We start from the raw sequence: 20,041 nt of genomic DNA, 5'->3' as shown, positions 1-20,041 counted from the left end.
GCCATGAGTAACGATTTTCAATTTATCGAAGTAGGCCGTAAGGATCCGACCAAGCATGACGCCAAGCATCGCGCCACGCAGTTTATCGAGATCTATCAGCCCTTTGCACAGCCTCAGGTTAACGAGCAAGCAGACCGCTGCCTCGACTGTGGTAACCCTTATTGTGAGTGGAAATGCCCGCTGCACAACTATATCCCCAACTGGCTGAAGCTGGCCAAACAGGGACGCATACTCGAGGCGGCCGAGCTGGTCCATGAGACCAACACACTGCCAGAGATCTGTGGCCGCGTCTGTCCCCAGGACAGGCTATGTGAAGGCGCCTGTACCCTCAACGACGACTTTGGCGCCGTCACCATAGGCAATGTGGAGAAATACATCACCGACACCGCCATCGCCCAGGGCTGGCGCCCGGACATGAGCAAGGTGGTCAAGCGTAAGGAGCGCGTCGCCATCATAGGCGCGGGCCCTGCCGGCCTTGGCTGCGCCGACATCCTCGCCCGCAATGGCGTCAAGGCGGTGGTATTCGACAAGCATCCTCAGATTGGCGGCCTGCTCACCTACGGCATTCCCGCCTTCAAGCTGGATAAGTCTGTCATGGAGATCCGCCGCACCGTCATGGAAGGCATGGGCATAGAGTTCAAGTTGGGCGTCACCGTGGGCCAAGATATCGGCTTCGATACCCTATTGGCCGACTATGACGCCGTCTTCCTTGGCATGGGCACCTACACCCCGATGAAGGCCGGGCTGGAGAACGAAGATGCCAAGGGCGTCTACCAGGCCCTACCCTACCTGATTGGTAACACCCACAACGTCATGGGCACCACAGACGAAGAGACCCCTTACCTGAGCCTGGCCGGTCAGAAGGTGGTGGTACTCGGTGGCGGCGATACCGCCATGGACTGTGTGCGCACCGCCGTCAGACAAGGCGCCAGCGAGGTGACCTGTGTCTATCGCCGTGACGAGGCCAACATGCCCGGCTCACGCCGCGAGGTGCAAAACGCCCGCGAAGAGGGAGTCAACTTCCTGTTCAACCGTCAGCCGACGGCCATCAAGACCACTGACGGCGCGGTCAGCGGCATCGAATGTGTCGAGACCGCCCTGGGTGCACCGGACGACTCGGGTCGTCGTCGCCCAGAGCCGATCGAGGGCAGCGAGCAGCTGATCGAGGCCGATGCCATCATCATCGCCTTCGGCTTCCAGCCGAGCCCCGCAAAGTGGTTTGGCGACTATGGCATAGAGTTAGACCAATGGGGCCGCGTGGTGGCACCTAAGGTCGCCGATAACCCCTTCCAGACCAGCAACCCTAAGGTGTTTGCAGGTGGCGACATGGTGCGCGGCTCAGACCTTGTGGTCACCGCCATCGCCGAGGGCCGCGATGCCGCGCTCGGGATATTAAACAGCTTCGAGGCTTAAGTCTGAACCAGCTCAGATTAATTCTGAGCTACACAATTTGGCTTGTGATTGGCGCTTTAACTTTGAGTGAGAGTTAAAGCGCTTTTTTTTGCCTGGGGAAAACCAGGCTGGTTTTTGGTTTTGTTGCTTCTGGTGGTTTTGGTATTTGGAGGGTTATTGAAGGTCGCACCTTCATTGATGCTTATAGCCTGCGGCTCGCTTATGTGCAGATACATCTGCTACACGCCGTGAATCCATCCGTGGAGGCTCGACGATGGCATCCCTGCCATCGACGTCCGCAGATGCATCTACACCCGGTATCTAACGTCTCTTCGATTTGACGACATTTTTAATACTCTAAAAACCAGCCTTTTCCGTATTGGATAACGCGGAAGATCTCACCCTTTCTTAAAACAAATGGAAGTCTGGTTCCGTTTTGAGGCTACTCACTTTCTCCTTGTTATGTAATGCTGTTATTGATACAAATTTCAGATAGTTAAAAAAATTTGTCGCGATGTACATTAGTTGGAAGTGATTTACATAAGCGGCATTCTCGCTAATAAGCATTAAACCGTACATGTATTCGGAGATATCCTTTGTTTTATGAAAAGATAGGTGGCTTTGAAATTAGAGCTTTTTTTGACAAAGAACAACGCAAGCTCATCAATAAAGTTACTTACCGTAGAAAGCTTCTTCCAACGCAGATTTTAGATGACAGACTTTCTCAAAGTTACATTGGCTACACTTTGATTCTTGGTGATCTTAAAAATGTCGTAGCTTGGGGTAATATTGCTCTTGGAATATTAGAACAAAATAACGTAACTTCTGAGCAGCGCGCAATTTTAAATAGTCTTTTGGTATCAATCGTTACGACGTACTGGAAATGTTTTGCTGACACGAAAGGGCGACATGGAGTGCGTTTGCATGTTAACCAGATCCAAAATGAGTATAGATACATTCACCATGAAATCAGAAGAATCCGCCATAACTACGCTGCTCACAGTGGTGAGGACCCTTTTGAAAGTGGTTATGTTTTATATGTTGAAGATATTGTGGGCAAAAACAGATTTGAGCCATTTACAATCCCTATCCATCGCCGTGCAAATAATGGCGATAAAAAATTGACTAGCAATATCATAAAGCTGAGCGAAAGTTTGATAGAAAATATCAACCGGAAGCAAGAAAAACTATTGGATAGGATCAAGGAAAGTACGGTTTAACAAACTGTTCACCGCGGCATTCGTAAGTCCATTCACATCAGATGTCAGCAGAGCCTACAAATCCAAGCCAAAATTCTGAATACTGACACCTAAAACTTACCAACAACGTCAAATCGAAGAGATGGATAACCGGGTGTAAACACGCTTTTGGCCTTCGAAATCATGGATGATTTCGCAGAGCATCCAGGGATGGACTCGCTGCGTGCCAAAAGCGTGTTTGCACATGAGCCTGCCGCAGGCAATAGATAAACCTTGACGTCATGGTTATAAACCACACCTAAAATACCAAGTCGGGTAGAGTTCAAATAGCAAAATGGAATTGCCGCAGGCAATTCAAAGAAATGAAGTTCAACGCTGCCACCAGCAAATACAAAGCCATAACACTGATGGCCACCAACAAAGAAACTTCCTAACTTGTTTTCCAACAAGCTAGCTTGCGATCCGCAACCTCGCCACCGAACCACTTTATTGCTATATTAGCGCCCATTATCTAAGACAGGCTGCGCCTTCGCGCGGCCAGATCCATCTAGACCATAAAGGGTATTCAATGAAAATTGGTATTATCGGCGCCATGGAGCCAGAAGTCGCTCATCTTATCGCGTCTATGACAGACACTCAGACCCAAACCATCGCCGGCATAGAGTTTGTCGCCGGACAGCTTGAGGGCAAAGAGGTGATCGTCACCCGCTCTGGCATCGGCAAGGTCACCGCCAGTGTCGCCACCACACTACTGATTGAGAAATATGCCCCGGATTATGTGATCAATACAGGCTCGGCGGGCGGCTTCGTCGACAGCCTGGCCATCGGCGATATCATCATCTCCTCTGAGGTGCGTCACCACGACGTAGATGTCACCGCCTTCGGCTACGAGATAGGTCAGATGGCGCAGCAACCGGCGGCCTTCATGCCAGACCGAACACTGGTCGAGGCCGCTAAGAAGGCGGTAGCGGATCTGGGCGAAGTGAAGGCTATCGAAGGGCTTATCTGCACCGGCGACAGCTTTATCTGCGACCCTGAGCGCACTAAGGTGATGCTAAGTAACTTCCCGACCATGGCGGCCTGTGAGATGGAGGGCGCTGCGATTGCCCAGGTGTGTCACCAGTTTAAGGTGCCTTTCGTGGTGATCCGCTCGCTGTCTGACAACGCCAACAACGATTCACCGGTAGATTTTGACAGCTACCTGGTGAAGGCGGGCCATCATTCGGCGCTGATGGTGATCTCGCTGCTGAAACACCTGTAACTGACAGACTCAGGGACGGCACACAGACCGCGACGCGATGCACGATCTCATCCAACAACTACTGCTCGACAGCCCCTTCTATCAGGGGGCTGCCATCTTGTTGGTGGCCATCTTCATGGCGCTACTGGCACCGCTCCCCAGGGAATACCAGGCCTTCTACTGGTTTTCTCAGCTGGCGCGCAGCCTGTCGGCCAAGGTGGCGAGAGTTGATCGCTCCGCAAATCAGCAGCGAGTGGCGGGCAGCCTCTCTGTACTGCTCCTGGTGCTGCCCTTCTGGCTGATCCTGAGCTTCCTTTTGGAGCTGGCTGCCTTCCCCTGGTTCTTCGAGTGTCTGTTTCTCTATCTCTGCCTGTGCGATGAGCAGTTTCACAAGGTGGCAGAGGAGACGGGCCAGGCGCTTGCACGTCAAGACAAGCAACGCGCCCGTCGCCTACTGAGCCAGTGGGTCTATCGCGATACCCGCGAGCTCTCAGAGGTGGGCATGAGCAAGACGGTGATCGAGAAGTTGATGACCACCTCCATCTATGGCACGGTCGCCACCATACTCTTCTTCGCCGTCGGCGGCGCTCCGCTGGTGCTGGGCGCGCGGATGATCAAGCAGCTGGAATACACCTGGCCGGCACTTAATCCGCAATACCGCGAGTTTGGCCGCCCTGTCTATCTGCTGAGCTCCCTGCTCTACTGGCTGCCGACCCAGGCCTGGAACTTTACCCTGGCGATCCAGGGCGGCCCCGGCGCCTTGGTGCAGCTGCTAAGGCCCACCAAGAGCCCACTGCCGATAAACAATCATCTGGCCACCTGCGCCCTGGCGGCCAGAGTGCTCAACACTGAGCTCGGCGGCCCACAGAAGTTTGCCGGGCAGAGGGTCGATATCGCCCGTATCGGCACTGGCCCCAAGCCCACGCCCCACACCATCACGGCGGCGCTCAGGCTGCTGCGTCTAAGTAAGGGGATCTGGGTACTCTCCGTGCTGCTTATCCCCTGTCTGTGGGCCACGCTACGGCTGCTAGCGCACGCTTAATCGCCACTCTGTTCTACGTCGCCTCTCCCCTGGCGTCTTTTGACTAGACAAGCCAAAAACCCTTGGTATTATTCCCCTCTGGCGGCAACATATTGACACAATAGGCATAACGACTTTGTTTGAGAATCTTCACATTTCCCTGACCACACCGGCGCTGCTGTTTCCGGCGATCTCACTGTTACTCCTGGCCTATACCAACCGCTTCTTCTCGCTGGCGGCACTGATCCGCAGCCTGAGCACCGAGGGCAAACCTGTGCACTCTGGGCAGCTGAAAAACCTGCGTCGCCGCATCGTCATCATTCGCCGCATGCAGGAGGCGGGCGTCTCTAGCTTCGCCCTGTGCGTCCTGTGTATGATCTTCATCTATGTGGGCTTTAACAAAACTGGCTCGGTCATCTTCGGCTCCAGCCTGCTGCTCCTGCTCTACTCGCTGTTGCTCTCAGTGCTCGAAATCCGCATCTCGGTCGATGCCCTCAACTACCACCTGCAAGAGCTAGATCAATGAAGGAGTGGATCTACTTTTTCGACCTCTGCGGTACCGCGGTATTTGCCCTCTCTGGCGCCTTAGCCGCCGGGCGTCATCGCATGGATCCCTTTGGGGTGATAGTGCTTGCCTCGGTCACCGCCATTGGCGGCGGCAGCATACGTGACGCTCTGCTCGGCACCACGCCGGTATTTTGGATCCGCGACCCCAACTACATCATAGTGATCCTGGCGACCGTGCTGCTGGCCCTGCTGTTTATTCGCAAGCCCAAGAAGGTGCCCCAGTACACTCTGCCGGTGGCCGATGCCTTCGGATTGGCGCTGTTTACCGTGATCGGGGCCGAAAAGGCACTCAATCTTGGTCTCAGCGGCATGATTGCCGTGGTGATGGGCTTGATAACTGGCGTCGGAGGCGGCATTATTCGAGACATACTCTGTCGCCAGATCCCCATGATATTGCGCACCGAAATCTATGCGACCGCCTCGATATTTGGCGGGATAAGCTATACCTGTGCCATCACCTGGGGCTTGGCCGATAAGGTGGCCCTGGCCATCGCCATGATAAGTGCGCTCGTCATACGCTTGGCGGCCATCAAGTGGCACCTGAGACTACCGGCGTTTGAATTAAAGAAAACATAAGATGATCAAGCAGTTTTTAGTTAGCATTCTGATGATATTGCCCCTGGCTGCCCAGGCGGCTCCCGGCGATATGCCCGCCGAGCAGCAGATGGCGATCAAGTATATTCAAGCGCTGACGGATCATGACTACCGCACCCTGGCCTCCTTCTACAACCGCGACAGCGTGTTTAAGGATCGCACCGCCAGCAAGACCTACACGGGCAGACGCGACATCATAGAGTTTTTCGAGCGTGCCCATCGCGGCGTGCTGGAATACGATTTCAACATAGAGCACATGTACAACTCGGGCTCACTGGTGGTGATGATAGGTAACTACCACTATCGCGGCCCCGGCAGCCTGTTTGGCAAGCCGGGCAAAGTAATTGAGCTGGCGATCCCAGGGGTGACCACGGTCAAGCTGGATCTCGCCAACCACAGGGTGAAGGAGCATGAAGATCTGATGGACTATCAGACCATGCAGGATCAGCTCGCCACCCAGTAAGCAGGTCTAACCTAGCGCTAGCCACCTTCAAACTCTCTTAGTCCCAAGCCCTCCAACTTTCCAACACGTATAAAAAAGGCCTGCATTAAGCAGGCCTCTTGAAATGATTCGACGATAAATCTTTACACCAGGGTGATCTTGGCAAACTTACGCTTACCTACCTGGAACACGCCCGTCATGCCGGCGTTAAGCACTAGACGACTGTCTTCAATCTTGTCGCCATCCAGCTTAGCCGCGCCCTGCTTGATCATACGCATCGCCTCTGAGGTCGAGCTGACCAGGCCTGCATCTTTAAGCACGTTGGCGATGCCGATACCGTCACCGGCGGCAATCTCGATCTCCTGGATATTATCTGGGATCGCGCCCTTCTGGAAGCGGTTGATAAACTCCTGATGCGCCGCCTCGGCTGCCGCCTCGTCGTGGAAACGGGCGATGATCTCTTTCGCCAGGGCGATCTTCACATCTCTTGGGTTGGTGCCGTTTTCAACGTCGCTCTTAAGCTGGGCAATCTCTTCCAGTGGACGGAAAGAGAGCAGCTCGAAGTAACGCCACATCAGGTCATCAGAGATAGACATGATCTTGCCAAACATCTCACCGGCGGGCTCGCTGACGCCGATATAGTTGTTGGCCGACTTAGACATCTTCTTCACGCCGTCCAGACCTTCCAGCAGTGGCATCATGATCACCGCCTGTGGCTTCTGACCCGCGGCTTTTTGTAGCTCACGGCCCATCAGCAGGTTGAACTTCTGATCCGTACCGCCAAGCTCGACGTCGGCTTCCAGCGCCACAGAATCATAGCCCTGCAGCAGCGGGTACATAAATTCGTGGATGGCGATCGACTGACCCGAGGCATAACGCTTCTTAAAGTCGTCACGTTCCATCATACGGGCAACTGTCTGCTGTGAGGCCAGACGGATCATGCCCGCCGCGCCCAGCTCCTCTAGCCAGCTCGAGTTGAACTCGATGCGGGTCTTGGCCGGATCCAGGATCTTGTACACCTGTTCCTTGTAGGTTTCGGCGTTTGCCAGCACCTGCTCGCGGGTCAGCGGCGGACGCGTGCTGTTCTTACCACTCGGGTCACCCACCATGCCGGTGAAGTCGCCGATCAGGAAGATCACTTCGTGTCCCAGCTCCTGGAAGGCACGCATCTTATTGAGGATCACAGTATGGCCAAGATGAATATCCGGCGCGGTTGGGTCGGCCCCCAACTTGATGCGCAGAGGACGTCCCTCTTTTAATTTTTCCAGCAGATCCGATTCGAGCAATATCTCGTCGGTACCACGTTTAATTTCTGCTAATGCTTGGTCTAAATTAGCCATCTTGGCAGCTACTCCTAAGAGCCGATAGGTAAATAATGGGGACTAATGTTACTTGTTAGCCAGCACAAATGAAAGAGTGTACACTAACAGGATCGGCTTAAGTGTTAGAAATTGGTATCGGAGTCAATGGGAAAGATCATCACACTCTTAAAACTATTACCCAGATTGCATCAAATCATATTGAGTGTCTTAGTGATGATCACCATAGGCGTGATATTTATCCCCTCCGACGATGCCGAGGCCTCCCGTTCAACCAATACCTCGCTAACGGGCAAGATTCGCCTTGGCGAACAAGCAGATAGCGGCGCATCAGGCGAAAACGCTACTAACGACACCAAGACAAACGGCTATGCCTATCCCGTGCCCCTCGCCTTTCGCACGCCCGAGCCCCCCAGCGCCGATGAGATCGCCCGCAATACTCAGGAGAGCGGCCGCCTAGACCTTAACGGAAGCTTAGACCTTAACGGAAGCCTAGATCTAAATGAGAGCGCCCTGACCCAGGTCACCGACAACCCAGTCGTCGCCGAGCCCGAAGAGGAAAGAGAGAGCAGTGAGGAGTTTACCGTGCGTAGCGGCGACACCCTGGCTGCCCTGTTTAAACGCGCCGGACTCACGGCCCGCGACGTGTATGAGATAACCCAGCTCCCCAAGGCCAAGAAGAACCTTTTGAAGATCATGCCCGGCGAAGAGATCATTATCGTCAAAGACGATGCCGGTCAGCTCAAGCGTGTGGTCTATCACCTGGACCCCATCTCGACCCTGAAGATCTGCAAGGACGATAAGGGCTACAGCGAAGAGATCATCAAGAAGACGGTGGAAAGCCGCACCAAATTTGCCAGCGCCACCATCAGCAGCAACTTCTGGAACGCCGGGGTCGGCGCGGGCTTAACGCCCAACCAGATCATGCAGCTAGCCACCATCTTCGGCTGGGATATCGACTTTGCCCTGGATCTCCGCCAGGGCGACAACTTCGCCATCCTGTTTGAAGAGGAGTACGCCGACGGCGAGTTCCTGCGTAACGGCAATATCCTGGCCGCCGAGTTCTATAACCAGGGCGATCGCTACACGGCGGTGCGCTACAAGGACGGTAACTACTATTCCGACGAGGGCCGTAGCATGCGCAAGGCCTTCCTACGCTCGCCGGTGGACTTCAAGTATGTCAGCTCAAGCTTCAATCCGCGCCGCCTCCACCCGGTCACGGGTCAGGTCAAGGCACACCGCGGTGTAGACTATGTGGCTGCCGTCGGCACCCCCATCAAGGCCGCGGGTAAGGGACGGGTGATCAAATCCGGCTACAACCAATACAATGGTAACTATGTCTTTATCAAACATAATGAGACCTATACCACCAAGTATCTCCACCTCAAGAAACGTAAGGTCAAGCAGGGCCAGACGGTGAAACAGGGACAAATCATCGGCACTCTGGGCTCGACCGGCCGCGTCACAGGTGCCCACCTGCACTACGAATTTATCGTTAACGGCGTGCACCGCAATCCGCGCACGGTCAAGCTGCCACAATCTCTGCCCATAGACAGCAAGGAAAAATCCAGCTTCCTCGCCCTGAGTAAGCAATTGATGGCTAAACTTGAACAGAACAAGCAAGTGCAATTGGCCTCCCAGTGAGTCTCTCTTTTGGGTCAACAGACCCCAGGACACCTAGATGAGCAAACATTACTATATCGGCCTGATGTCGGGCACTAGCATGGATGGTGTCGACGCGGTATTGGTCGACTTCACCGACGATAAGATCACCCTGGTCGATACCCATACCGAGCCGCTACCCAGCCATCTGCTGAGCGGCCTGCAGCGCCTGTGTCAGTCGGGCTCCGACGAGATCAACCGCATGGGCATACTGGACCGCAGCGTCGGCAAGCTGTTTGCCCAGGCGGTCGAGGGGCTGCTGACCAAGAGCGGCGTCGACAGACATCAGATAATCGCCATCGGCAGCCACGGCCAGACGGTGCGCCACATGCCCAACCTGGAACTGGGCTTTACTTTGCAGATTGGCGACCCCAACACCATAGCCGCCCTCACAGGCATAGATGTCATCGCCGACTTTCGCCGTAAAGATATCGCCCTGGGCGGTCAGGGCGCGCCTTTGGTGCCCGCCTTTCACCAGCAGCTGTTTGCCAGAGCCGGCCACCAGCGGATGATCCTCAACATAGGCGGCATCTCCAACATCACCTATCTGCCGGGGGATGCCAGCGCTGTAATTGGTTTCGATAACGGTCCGGGCAATACCCTGATAGACACCTGGATAAAACAGGTTCAGGGCGAGGCTTACGATAAGGACGGCGCCTGGGCGGCCAGCGGCAAGACAGATGAGCAACTGCTCAAGCAGATGTTGTCCCACTCCTATTTCTCCCTCAGCGCCCCCAAGAGCACGGGACGCGAGTTGTTTAACCAGGCTTGGCTGGAGCAGCAGACCGCCGATTTCGGCTATCTGCATGAGGCGGATATTCAGTCCACCCTGCTGGATCTCACCTGCCATAGCATAGCCAACGACTGCCTCAAGCTCACCGATAAGGCCGAGCTTTATGTGTGCGGTGGCGGCGCCTTTAACACTGAGTTGCTAACACGTCTGGCGGCGCTGCTGCCCGGCTATCAGGTGCATACTACCGCCAGCCTGGGGGTCGATCCTCAGTGGGTGGAAGGCATCGCCTTCGCCTGGCTCGCCATGCGCCACAAGCTGGGGCTGCCGGGTAACCTGCCGGCCGTCACAGGCGCCAGCCGGGAAACCGTGCTCGGCGGTCTCTTCCCAGGCAACTGAGTAAGCCGTCAGAGTAAGGCAACTGCTCACGACAACTAATATTATCCACGGCGCTCGGCACCGCCCATCTCAGGGACAAAACTGTTAGCCTAGGGCGGCGCAGATTGCTATCATGGCGGCCAATCGGCCCAGCCACTAATTGATGAAAGAGACCGCAATGACCAAGAGTGCACAACAAGCCAGCCAGATGACCCCAGAGGCCCGTTACGACTATCTCGTCGAGCAAGCCAAGGCCACCAAGACACTGTGGACCCTACAGGATGTCGATGGCTGCGTCATGCTGACCACAGAAGATGAAGACTGCATCCCTATGTGGCCATGTGAAGAATCCGCCAAGCAGTGGGCCGTCGACGACTGGGCCGACTGCATCCCACTGGCCATTCCGCTGGACGAGTGGCTGGAGCGCTGGGTGCCTGGCATGCAGGACGATGACCTGTTTGTCGCCGTGTTCCCGGTACAGGACGATCTAGGCGTGGTGATCCCGCCCTATGAGCTTGAGCAGCGTCTGACGCCTAAGCCGCGTCACTGATCGGCTAACCTTAACGCTATCGGTTCAGATAATGGAAGAGAATAAGGTGTCGATGCCAGAGATGACTGAGACAAACCACCAGGCTGACAAGGCACAAGCCGCTGAACTCACAAAAGCCGCTAGCCAGCAACCGGTGAAGGCTAAGCTGCCCAAGCGTCTACTGGCACTGCTGAGTCTGCTAACCCTAGCCTCCGTCAGCGGCCTGATGGCCAAGCAGGGGGTGCTGTTTTGCATGCTGACCCTGCTGATGGTGATTGCCGTGCTTGGGCGCCAGAAGGCCGGGCTCTATATACTCAGGGGCTACACCATCATCCAGCTCGGCTTGGTGAGCCTGCTGCCGGTGATCTTATATGACCCTGACAACCTGGTGGCCGGTCCCTCGACCTTTCACCTGGGCGATTGGCAGGGCAAGCTGCCAGATTGGTTAGTGTTCACTGTGCTGATACTGCTGGCCGTGGTGCAGGTATGGATAGCCTTCACTCCTAAGGTAAAGGCCTACTGCCATATCAAGAACAGCATGAATATCATGAAGTAGCCCAAGGCTCGCGGTTTTCAGATAACCCTCAATCAAAAGCACAAAAAAAGCCAGCTATGCTGGCTTTTTCTTTAGGCGCTCTATGCACCGGCTCGCTTTCTGGGGCTTAAACCGAGAAGCTGGCACCACAACCACAGGTGGTGGTGGCGTTAGGGTTCTTAACGAAGAAACGAGAGCCTTCCAGGCCCGAGGTGTAATCCACTTCACCGCCTACCAGGTATTGTAGGCTCATTGGGTCGACAACCAATTGAACCCCTTGTTTCTCAACGGTAAAGTCACCTTCATTGACCTTCTCATCGAATGTAAAGCCATACTGAAAACCTGAACACCCGCCGCCGGTTACGTAAACACGTAACTTAAGTGCGTCGTTTTGCTCTTCCTCCAATAAGGTTTTAACCTTGGCCGCTGCCGCGTCGGTAAAACGAATTGGCATTGTATCTTCAGCTTGTTCAGTCATTACTACCTCTTACATCGGTTTGCTGAGCGGAATTATCCGATACCTGACTATTTTGTTCAAGTAATAGTCGTGGCTCTGTTGAAATCTGTGAACCTTCGCCCTCCTCGGCGGGGGCGTAGCCCTCGTCCCCATGGGGCTCCTCTACCGCGTTGGGCTCGCCGCCTGAACGGGCGCCCACGTCAGTGTCGCCCTCTGGCGTGGCCAGCAGCTCCTGGGCGCTGAAGCTCTGCTGCGCCTTGGCTCCCTTACTCCAGCGACTGGCGGGCACTATGACCTCAGTCTCGACCCGAGACAGCTCGAAATCGCTTGGCAGGGTGATTTGCGCCTCGAGGGTCTGAAAATAACGGAAGCTGAAGGCAAACTTGGCATCGGTAAGCGATGAAAGTGGCAGAGTCACTATCTTGCCCTGCTGCACACCGACGAAGGCAAGCTTGGCCTGGCCCTTCAACGCCTGCTTGCGCTTCTGCAGCTGAGTAAGCACTAACTTGATCTGATACTGATGGGTCAGCGGGCCCGGCGTCATCTCCAGCCCGTGAATGGCGACGCCATCGGCCTGATGCTCTGGCGCCATGATGCTGCGGTAGAAGGCCAGCTCTCTGTCGAGTGACTTCTGTTTCTGATGCTGCTCGAGAAACATCTTCTGCATGTTACTGTTGGCTTCGCGCTCCAGCGACAGCTCGAGATTACGCGACGCCAGCACCTCGGCCTGCTCCTTGAGCGCCTGGCGCAGCTCGGCCTCACGGCCACTGGATTGGGTCGGTGTCACCGAATGATTGGCGGACCAAAGGTCCCAGGTCAACACGCCGAGTAAGAAGGCCACGATCACTAAACAAAACAGATAAACGCTCGAAGGTCTAATTTTTCGTTCGAGCACTTGCATGCGATCGACCCAGCGATGATAATTTGGCATTAAGTACTAGCCCCTTATGATAATTTCTTCATTCGCCCCGCGAAGCGTTACTAACGATTGATCCGGAAGGTTACTGTGCAGCTCAGAATAAACAGCGCCATACAGCAATGCCAGAAATACCTGAATACCGACCTCAAAGACAAATTGGCCCAGGCCAAGATCAGCGTGCAGCTTTGTGGCCTCGCCCTCGCCTTCGCCCTGGTGGCCTCTGGCGTGATCATATTGTTTCGACTTCTGCTGCTGTGGCTCAACCAGCTCACCCAGACCCAAGAGTGGCAGTTTACTGGCAACTTAGGTGACTGGCGAGTCCTATTGCCACTTTTAGGGGCGATCTTAATCTGGTTTGTGGCCGTTTTGGGATCCAAGCGCTATAAACGCATGGGGATCGCCTACGTAATGCAGCGGATGAAATTGCACTACGGCAAGATCCCCCTGCAGTCCGCACCGGGACAGTTCTTTCAGGCGCTATTTGCCCTGGCGACCAACTTCTCCGTGGGCCGTGAGGGCCCAGCGATTCACCTGGGCGCGGTGAGCGCCAGTGTGATGGCAGAGAAGTTTAAGCTGCCCGACAACAGCGTGCGCATCATGTGCGCCAGCGGCATCGCCGCCGGGATTGCCGCCACCTTCAACGCCCCGCTGGCGGCGGTGATCTTCGTATTCGAGGTGATACTGCGGGAATACAAGGTGCATTACTTCTTCCCCATCATGCTCTCAGCCATCTGCGGCGCCCTCTCCAGCCAGCTGGTGTTTGGCAATATCCATGAATATGACCAGATAGGGGTGAGCCATATTCCCCTGTCGCAATATCCCGTACTGGCGCTGTGCGGCGTCACCCTGGGCTGTATCGCCGCCCTGTTTAATCACACCCTGCTGAAAGTCACCGCCAAGGGGCAGCAGCACCCCCTGATCCTGCGCCTACTCATCGCCGGGCTTATCACCACCATCATAGGTTTCTTCCTGCCACAGGCGCTGGGCAGCGGCGATCTGGCCATCAGTCATGCCATCAGCGAGCACCCCAGCCTGGCGCTGCTGGTCGGCCTGTTGCTGGGCAAGATAGTCGCCACCATAGCTGCCATCGGCCTTGGGATCCCAGGCGGCATCATAGGCCCGCTGTTTGGCATAGGCGCGCTCATTGGCGCCATCCTCGCCGTGGTCAGCGCCATGCTATTTCCTACCATCACCCCCTATGTGGGCCTCTACACCATCATAGGCATGACGGCCATGATGGGGGTCTGCCTCAGCGCCCCCCTGGCGGCCCTGGTCGCCCTGCTGGAGCTGACTAATAACGCCGCCATCATCTTACCGTCCATGTTCGTGACCATTCCGGCGTTCCTGATCGCCCATCAGGCGTTCAATACCAAGTCGCTGTTTTACAAGCAGATAGAGCTGATGGGACTGGACTACAAGGTCTCCTCGGTCAAACTCGGCCTGCAGAAACAGGGGGTGCGCGCCGTGATGGACAAACGCTTCGTTATCGTAAAAGACAACGACGAGCTGCTGCTGGAGGTGCTTAAGCGCGCCGAGGGGCGATCTGTGTTAATGCAGAACAATCAGGGCCAGATGGAGATGCTACAGATAGAGCTGCAGGTCACCGAGGAGATGAGTACCCTGACCCGTCACCCCATAGAGGGCCTAGTGGATACCGCCACCCTGAAGGAGGTCTACGACATTCTCTCCAAGGAGCGTCGCGGAGAAGTATTTATCTATCAGGATAGGCGCGACAATGTGGTCGGAGTGATCAGCTGGGTGATGCTGCAAAAAGAGATCAACCAGGGACAGATTTAACCGGCGCCAGCCTAAAGACATTAGAATGACGCCTATATCTGAATATTAACGCTATAGCCTACGCTTGAGTCGCTTCTCTATCTGGCATTTCTCCCAGCTCGCCCCAAACAGGCTAAAAGGCTCGAATACCGAGATGGCGTGCAGCACCAGGCCGCCACCCCATCCCAGTACCACCCACCAGACCCACATATAACCTGGGCTTATCATCAGATTCAGCAGGTAGAGAAGCGGCAAGACGATCGCCATGGTCACTAGGTTGCTGTAGAAGCCTTTCAGCTCTTTGACATATTCGATGGCGGCGCGCTCATCACTGCTGATCGGCGCCAGGCTCTCATTAACTGCTTCATCGGTTTGCTTGTCCATTGTTATACTCATATCCATCTCCTGTTGCAGCGCCTCCAGAGGCACCTCAAATACCGAAGCTAAAGATTTCAATGATTCGAGACTCGCCTTCTGTCCCCGCTCAAGACGCTGTATGGTGCGCACATTAAGCCCTGAATGCTGCGCCAGTTGCTCCTGCGACCAGGCCCGTTGAAGACGTAGTTTACGAATAATCATTGTTTTCCTTAACCCTCTGTTTAATTGGAGATGCCAGCTTAGCCCCGGGTAGCTTGTCCCACCACGGCGTTTAGCCGACTAATACACGACTTAAGCATGACTTTGATAAAACATCAGCACGACTTATACACGACTCGAGCACGACACGCCTGCCGACTCAGACAAGAGAATAGCGCGACACGCGCATGACTCGCCTTTAGTTTCAATAGGTTAACCTGAGATGCGAACTAATCCACCCTTAGTCGCTCGACGCACTTACCCGCTTCTTGCCGCTACCACTCGTCCCTGCTACTCGACTCTATATTCGGCGCCAATCTGGCTCACAGGATTTAGCCAAACAAAGCTTGTGCCAACACGCAAATTTGCCCGGCGGGTTATTCCACCGCCTCGCTATGTCTGGTATAGTGTCGCCTCAGCCACCCTACATAACTTAGGGCGAAATGACCATCTGCTTCGGCCATTTTGCCCCCCGAAATTGGAAATAAAGGCTGATGACTCAGTTTCAAGGTTCACACATCCTCTCGGTAAACCAACTCAATCTAGATGCCGTACAAGAGATCTTTAGCGTTGCATCGCGAATGACTCCCTATGCCCTCAGACGCAAACGTACCACGGTACTCGACGGCGCGATTCTGGGTAATCTGTTTTTCGAACCCAGCACCCGCACCCGGGTCAGCTTCGGCAGCGCCTTCAACCTGCTGGGCGGCAAGGTCAACGAAACCGTCGGCATAGGCACCTCGTCGCTCTCTAAGGGTGAGTCCCTGTACGACACTGCCCGCGTACTTTCTAGCTACTCGGATGTGATCGCCATGCGTCATCCCGATGCCTATTCGGTACGTGAGTTTGCCGAAGGTAGCCGAGTACCAGTAATAAACGGTGGCGACGGCCCCAACGAGCACCCGACCCAGGCACTGCTGGATCTGTTCACCATTCAGAAAGAGCTGGCCGCCGGTGGCCGCAGCATCAGCGGCATGCACATCGCCATGGTGGGCGACCTCAAGTTTGGCCGCACGGTACACTCACTGTCGCGCCTGCTGTGCATGTACAAGGATGTGAGCTTCACCCTGATCTCACCAAAAGAGTTGGCAATGCCAGACTATGTGATCGATGACATTGAAAATGCTGGGCATAAGATCACAATAACAGATCAACTTGAAGGCAATTTAGATCAGGCTGATATACTCTACCTGACGCGTATTCAAGAAGAGCGTTTTCCTTCGCAGGAAGAGGCCAACAAGTATCGTGGTAAGTTCCGCTTAAACCACAATATTTACACACAGCATTGCAAATCGAATACAGTGATCATGCATCCGCTGCCCCGCGATTCGAGAGAGCAGGCCAACGAGCTGGACAATGACCTCAACAGTCATCCAAACTTGGCCATCTTCAGACAGGCAGACAACGGATTGCTTATCCGCATGGCGCTGTTTGCGTTGACATTAGGTGTTGATTCACAGCTTGAACAGCACGAATGTCCGGTAAATTGGTATTCACAAAAAGCCGATTTTTAATCTGGCGACGACTTTAAAGGATCTAGAATGACCCGTTCTGAAACCCTATTTGAGCAGGCTAAGAAAACTATCCCTGGTGGCGTTAACTCACCCGTGCGTGCCTTCAACGGCGTGGGTGGTTCACCACGTTTCATCGAAAAAGCCGACGGCGCTTACATCTATGATGCCGACGGCAAGGCCTATATCGACTATGTTGGCTCTTGGGGCCCGATGATCTTGGGTCATAATCATCCAAAGATCCGTCAAGCCGTACTGGACGCGGTAGAGAATGGCCTCTCTTTCGGCGCGCCAACCGAGCTTGAAGTGCGCATGGCCGAGAAGGTGATCGAGATGGTGCCTTCGATGGAGCAGGTTCGTATGGTGAGCTCAGGCACAGAAGCCACCATGAGCGCCATCCGTCTGGCACGCGGCTTTACCAACCGCGACAAGATCCTCAAGTTTGAAGGTTGCTACCACGGCCATGCCGACTGTCTGCTGGTAAAAGCAGGCTCAGGCGCCCTGACCCTAGGTCAGCCAAGCTCACCGGGTATCCCAGAAGATTTCGCCAAACACACACTGACCGCGGTTTACAACGAGCTGGAATCGGTTAAGGCACTGTTTGAACAGTACCCAGAAGAGATCGCCTGTATCATCCTTGAGCCGGTTGCCGGCAACATGAACTGCATCCCGCCAATTCCAGGCTTTCTGGAAGGTCTGCGCGCCCTGTGTGACCAGTATGGCGCCCTGCTGATCATCGACGAGGTGATGACAGGTTTCCGCGTCTCTAAGAGCGGTGCACAAGGCCACTATGGCATTACCCCTGACCTGACCACACTGGGTAAGGTGATCGGCGGCGGTATGCCAGTGGGCGCCTTCGGTGGCCGTAAAGAGGTGATGCAGTTTATCGCCCCTACCGGTCCCGTGTATCAGGCAGGTACCCTGTCGGGTAACCCGATCGCCATGTCGGCGGGTCTGGCGCAGATGGAAGAGCTGTGCGCCGAAGGCCTGTATGAAGAGCTGGCCGCCAAGACCAAGCGTATCGCCGAAGGCTTCAAGGCCGCGGCCAACAAGCATGGTATCCCGCTGAGCATCAACTATGTGGGCGGCATGTTCGGTTTCTTCTTTACCGAGCTGGAGCAGGTAACCCGCTTCGATCAGGTCACCCAGTGTGACGCTGAAGCCTTCCGCACCTTCTACCACGGCATGCTGGACGAAGGCGTTTACCTAGCGCCTAGCGCCTATGAAGCTGGCTTCCTCTCTATGGCACACGGCGAGAAGGAACTGGAAGAGACGCTGGCCGCAGCGGATCGCGTCTTCGCCCGCATGGCTAAGTAATAGCTAGCGCCAGTCATTCGAACGCGCATTAGTAACGAAAGCAGAAAGGACGCCCAGGCGTCCTTTTTTATTGCCCTGCTTTATACTCATAGCCTAGGCCTTTACTCACAGCCCAGGCCTTTGCTCCTTGCCTAAATCTTTGGCTCAATGCCTAGGCCTTCGTCTCAATGCCAGTGCTCGCCCCACGCTATGTCACTCAAATCGGCTCGCCTTAGCCCCGCTCGATTCAAGATACTAAACATCGATTCGCCTGGCAGGACGCAAATCGTAAACAATTTATTCCAACTTGACAGCCACAGCCAGTAGAGACTCTTGTGTATATGACAATCTTTAGTAGGATGCACTGAATTAAGTAAAGTCAAAAGCAAGAATTCAGCAGCTTTCACCACAGATTTGAGAAATCAAAAAATATTCCGCTATTTCAAAAGCCTCGATGTGCGCGAGATCGCATTTTTCAGCGAAATTAGACTAAGGTAACGCTTGCGTATTATCCCATCCTATGGTCAGATCGCCGCCTAACACAACAACCTTAACCAAACCTTGATGTAAATCATGCCGTCTCACCTCTGCCGGACGGGATTTACTATCAGCCGTAGGAACAAATGTATGCTCAACATTTTCCTGATCACACTTGCTGTGCTAGCGCTATTAAGCATTATTTTTGAAGAAGTTACCCACATTAATAAGGCTAAAACCACCCTCTTCTTCGGCTGTGTTGCCTGGATCACCCTGTTTGTTGCGGCGCGAGATCCCAGCCACCAACATCTAGTGGCTGAGGAGCTGGACCACAACCTATTGGAAATCGCCACCCTCTGGCTCTTCCTGATGTCCACCATGACCTTCGTAGCCTACCTGAACGCCAAGGGCATGATTCAGATCCTGGTGCAGAAGCTGTTCCCCCAGAAGGTCTCTGTGCGCATGCTGATGATACAGGTGGCGCTCTTCTCCCTAGTGCTGTCGGCCATCTGTGATAACGTCACCGCGACCCTGGTTTCCTTGGGCTTGTTGACCACCTTTCAACTCGAGAGCCAGATGAAGCGCCGCATGTCGGTACTCATCATCTTCGCGGTCAACTCGGGCGGTGTGGCGCTGATCACAGGTGACGTGACGACCCTGATGATCTTCCTCGGCGGCCACGTCCATATCTCGCAGCTGCTAATGCTATTCATCCCGGCGGCGGCCAGTGTAATGCTGCTGGCGGTACTCTTCTCGCTGAAGGCGGAAGGCTATGTGAGCACCACCCCCATCAAGCGTCAATACAGCAAGCTGGATGTGTTTATCGCCCTAATCTTCCTGATCACCATCATAATGACCATGGTGCTCAACATCTTCTTCGGTATTCCGCCTGTGCTGACCTTCCTGTCGGGTCTGTCTGTGATGTTCCTGATGGGCACGTTGCAGCGCAGCAACAAGGAGGAGCTACAGATCCTCGAATATATCCGCCAGGTAGAGTTCGAAACCCTGCTCTTCTTCCTGGGGATCTTGCTGCTCGTAGGCATGCTAAAAGAAATTGGCACCCTGCATCTACTGACCGAGGTCTATGCCAAGTTTGACCCTAACATCTCTAACTTCGTGACGGGTATCGGCTCGGCAATTCTGGATAACGTACCGCTCACCGCGGCGCTATTGAAGGCCGAACCTGTGCTTAACACCCCAGAGTGGCTGGGCCTCACCTACTCAGTGGGCGTGGGCGGTTCTCTGCTGGTAATTGGTAGTGCGGCGGGTATCATCGCCATGAGTAAGGTGAAAGAGCTCACCTTCGTCACCTACCTCAAGTATGTGCCTGCACTGGCCCTGTGTTATACCTGTGGTTACGGTCTGACGTTGCTACTGGCCTACGAATTCTTTGGCTAGGCACTCTTTGGCTAGACGTTCTT

The 20,041-nt window shown here is 54.6% G+C and carries 20 protein-coding genes; 15 read left to right on the top strand and 5 right to left on the bottom strand.

Annotation, left to right across the window (positions count from 1 at the left end; genetic code table 11):
- Window positions 1-3: 3 nt before the first annotated feature.
- A complete protein-coding gene (locus K0I31_RS05200; RefSeq protein WP_220080135.1) occupies window positions 4-1,413 on the top strand; it encodes an FAD-dependent oxidoreductase in 1,410 nt (469 codons plus the stop codon).
- A 575-nt stretch (window positions 1,414-1,988) separates the two neighbouring features.
- Window positions 1,989-2,612: a hypothetical protein gene (locus K0I31_RS05195; RefSeq protein WP_220080134.1), complete on the top strand. Its 624-nt coding sequence runs from the start codon at window positions 1,989-1,991 to the stop codon at window positions 2,610-2,612.
- Between the two features lie 89 nt (window positions 2,613-2,701).
- On the opposite strand, the gene K0I31_RS05190 is transcribed toward K0I31_RS05195, so the two are convergent.
- The gene (locus K0I31_RS05190; protein ID WP_220080133.1) at window positions 2,702-3,037 is read right to left on the bottom strand and encodes a hypothetical protein; all 336 of its coding nucleotides are present in this window, start codon (window positions 3,035-3,037) and stop codon (window positions 2,702-2,704) included.
- A 122-nt stretch (window positions 3,038-3,159) separates the two neighbouring features.
- Here K0I31_RS05190 and mtnN point away from each other — a divergent pair, with 122 nt between their 5' ends.
- The 5 genes from mtnN to K0I31_RS05165 all read left to right on the top strand — a co-directional run bounded on the left by mtnN (window position 3,160) and on the right by K0I31_RS05165 (window position 6,476).
- On the top strand, window positions 3,160-3,852 hold the full coding sequence (gene mtnN / locus K0I31_RS05185; RefSeq protein ID WP_220080132.1) for a 5'-methylthioadenosine/S-adenosylhomocysteine nucleosidase: 693 nt from the start codon (window positions 3,160-3,162) through the stop codon (window positions 3,850-3,852).
- Between the two features lie 37 nt (window positions 3,853-3,889).
- Window positions 3,890-4,873, top strand: a complete 984-nt coding sequence (locus K0I31_RS05180; protein ID WP_220080131.1) for a cobalamin biosynthesis protein CobD/CbiB — start codon at window positions 3,890-3,892, stop codon at window positions 4,871-4,873.
- 115 nt (window positions 4,874-4,988) lie between these two features.
- Window positions 4,989-5,378 (top strand): DUF2721 domain-containing protein, encoded by a 390-nt coding sequence (locus K0I31_RS05175; protein ID WP_220080130.1) that lies wholly within the window; start codon window positions 4,989-4,991, stop codon window positions 5,376-5,378.
- On the top strand, window positions 5,375-5,995 hold the full coding sequence (locus tag K0I31_RS05170) for a trimeric intracellular cation channel family protein (protein ID WP_011864828.1): 621 nt from the start codon (window positions 5,375-5,377) through the stop codon (window positions 5,993-5,995). Before K0I31_RS05175 ends, K0I31_RS05170 begins: the two co-directional genes overlap by 4 nt.
- 1 nt (window position 5,996) lies before the next feature.
- Window positions 5,997-6,476: a nuclear transport factor 2 family protein gene (locus tag K0I31_RS05165; RefSeq protein WP_011864827.1), complete on the top strand. Its 480-nt coding sequence runs from the start codon at window positions 5,997-5,999 to the stop codon at window positions 6,474-6,476.
- Window positions 6,477-6,598: 122 nt separating this feature from the next.
- Here the strand turns inward: K0I31_RS05165 and tyrS are convergent, their stop codons facing one another.
- Complete coding sequence (gene tyrS, locus K0I31_RS05160) at window positions 6,599-7,795, bottom strand: tyrosine--tRNA ligase (protein ID WP_220080129.1); 1,197 nt, start codon at window positions 7,793-7,795, stop codon at window positions 6,599-6,601.
- A 126-nt stretch (window positions 7,796-7,921) separates the two neighbouring features.
- On the opposite strand from tyrS, the gene K0I31_RS05155 reads away from it, so the two are divergent.
- The 4 genes from K0I31_RS05155 to K0I31_RS05140 all read left to right on the top strand — a co-directional run bounded on the left by K0I31_RS05155 (window position 7,922) and on the right by K0I31_RS05140 (window position 11,629).
- Window positions 7,922-9,418 (top strand): peptidoglycan DD-metalloendopeptidase family protein, encoded by a 1,497-nt coding sequence (locus K0I31_RS05155; RefSeq protein WP_220080128.1) that lies wholly within the window; start codon window positions 7,922-7,924, stop codon window positions 9,416-9,418.
- Window positions 9,419-9,455: 37 nt separating this feature from the next.
- A complete protein-coding gene (locus K0I31_RS05150) occupies window positions 9,456-10,565 on the top strand; it encodes an anhydro-N-acetylmuramic acid kinase (RefSeq protein WP_220080127.1) in 1,110 nt (369 codons plus the stop codon).
- Between the two features lie 157 nt (window positions 10,566-10,722).
- Window positions 10,723-11,094, top strand: coding sequence for a DUF2750 domain-containing protein (locus K0I31_RS05145; RefSeq protein ID WP_398351021.1), 372 nt, complete (start codon window positions 10,723-10,725; stop codon window positions 11,092-11,094).
- A 61-nt stretch (window positions 11,095-11,155) separates the two neighbouring features.
- Window positions 11,156-11,629: a hypothetical protein gene (locus K0I31_RS05140; RefSeq protein WP_434086917.1), complete on the top strand. Its 474-nt coding sequence runs from the start codon at window positions 11,156-11,158 to the stop codon at window positions 11,627-11,629.
- Window positions 11,630-11,735: 106 nt separating this feature from the next.
- On the opposite strand, the gene erpA is transcribed toward K0I31_RS05140, so the two are convergent.
- Together erpA and K0I31_RS05130 are read right to left on the bottom strand one after the other, a co-directional pair.
- Window positions 11,736-12,086, bottom strand: a complete 351-nt coding sequence (erpA, locus tag K0I31_RS05135; RefSeq protein ID WP_011864821.1) for an iron-sulfur cluster insertion protein ErpA — start codon at window positions 12,084-12,086, stop codon at window positions 11,736-11,738.
- Complete coding sequence (locus tag K0I31_RS05130; protein ID WP_220080126.1) at window positions 12,079-12,996, bottom strand: DUF6776 family protein; 918 nt, start codon at window positions 12,994-12,996, stop codon at window positions 12,079-12,081. Before K0I31_RS05130 ends, erpA begins: the two co-directional genes overlap by 8 nt.
- Window positions 12,997-13,071: 75 nt before the next feature.
- On the opposite strand from K0I31_RS05130, the gene K0I31_RS05125 reads away from it, so the two are divergent.
- Window positions 13,072-14,781: a chloride channel protein gene (locus K0I31_RS05125; protein WP_220044519.1), complete on the top strand. Its 1,710-nt coding sequence runs from the start codon at window positions 13,072-13,074 to the stop codon at window positions 14,779-14,781.
- Between the two features lie 51 nt (window positions 14,782-14,832).
- On the opposite strand, the gene K0I31_RS05120 is transcribed toward K0I31_RS05125, so the two are convergent.
- On the bottom strand, window positions 14,833-15,339 hold the full coding sequence (locus K0I31_RS05120) for a 2TM domain-containing protein (protein WP_220080125.1): 507 nt from the start codon (window positions 15,337-15,339) through the stop codon (window positions 14,833-14,835).
- Between the two features lie 491 nt (window positions 15,340-15,830).
- Between K0I31_RS05120 and K0I31_RS05115 the strand changes: the two genes are divergently transcribed.
- From K0I31_RS05115 to nhaD, 3 genes are all read left to right on the top strand, one after another.
- Window positions 15,831-16,850 (top strand): aspartate carbamoyltransferase, encoded by a 1,020-nt coding sequence (locus tag K0I31_RS05115; RefSeq protein WP_011864817.1) that lies wholly within the window; start codon window positions 15,831-15,833, stop codon window positions 16,848-16,850.
- Window positions 16,851-16,877: 27 nt separating this feature from the next.
- Complete coding sequence (hemL, locus tag K0I31_RS05110) at window positions 16,878-18,164, top strand: glutamate-1-semialdehyde 2,1-aminomutase (protein WP_144201058.1); 1,287 nt, start codon at window positions 16,878-16,880, stop codon at window positions 18,162-18,164.
- A gap of 606 nt (window positions 18,165-18,770) precedes the next feature.
- Window positions 18,771-20,018, top strand: coding sequence for a sodium:proton antiporter NhaD (gene nhaD / locus K0I31_RS05105; protein ID WP_011864815.1), 1,248 nt, complete (start codon window positions 18,771-18,773; stop codon window positions 20,016-20,018).
- Window positions 20,019-20,041: the final 23 nt, after the last annotated feature.

This window comes from Shewanella spartinae (assembly GCF_019457555.1).
Classification (GTDB): Bacteria; Pseudomonadota; Gammaproteobacteria; order Enterobacterales; family Shewanellaceae; genus Shewanella; species Shewanella loihica.
The sequence above is the reverse complement of the archived record's forward strand: the minus strand, read 5'-3'. Positions and strand labels throughout refer to the sequence as shown.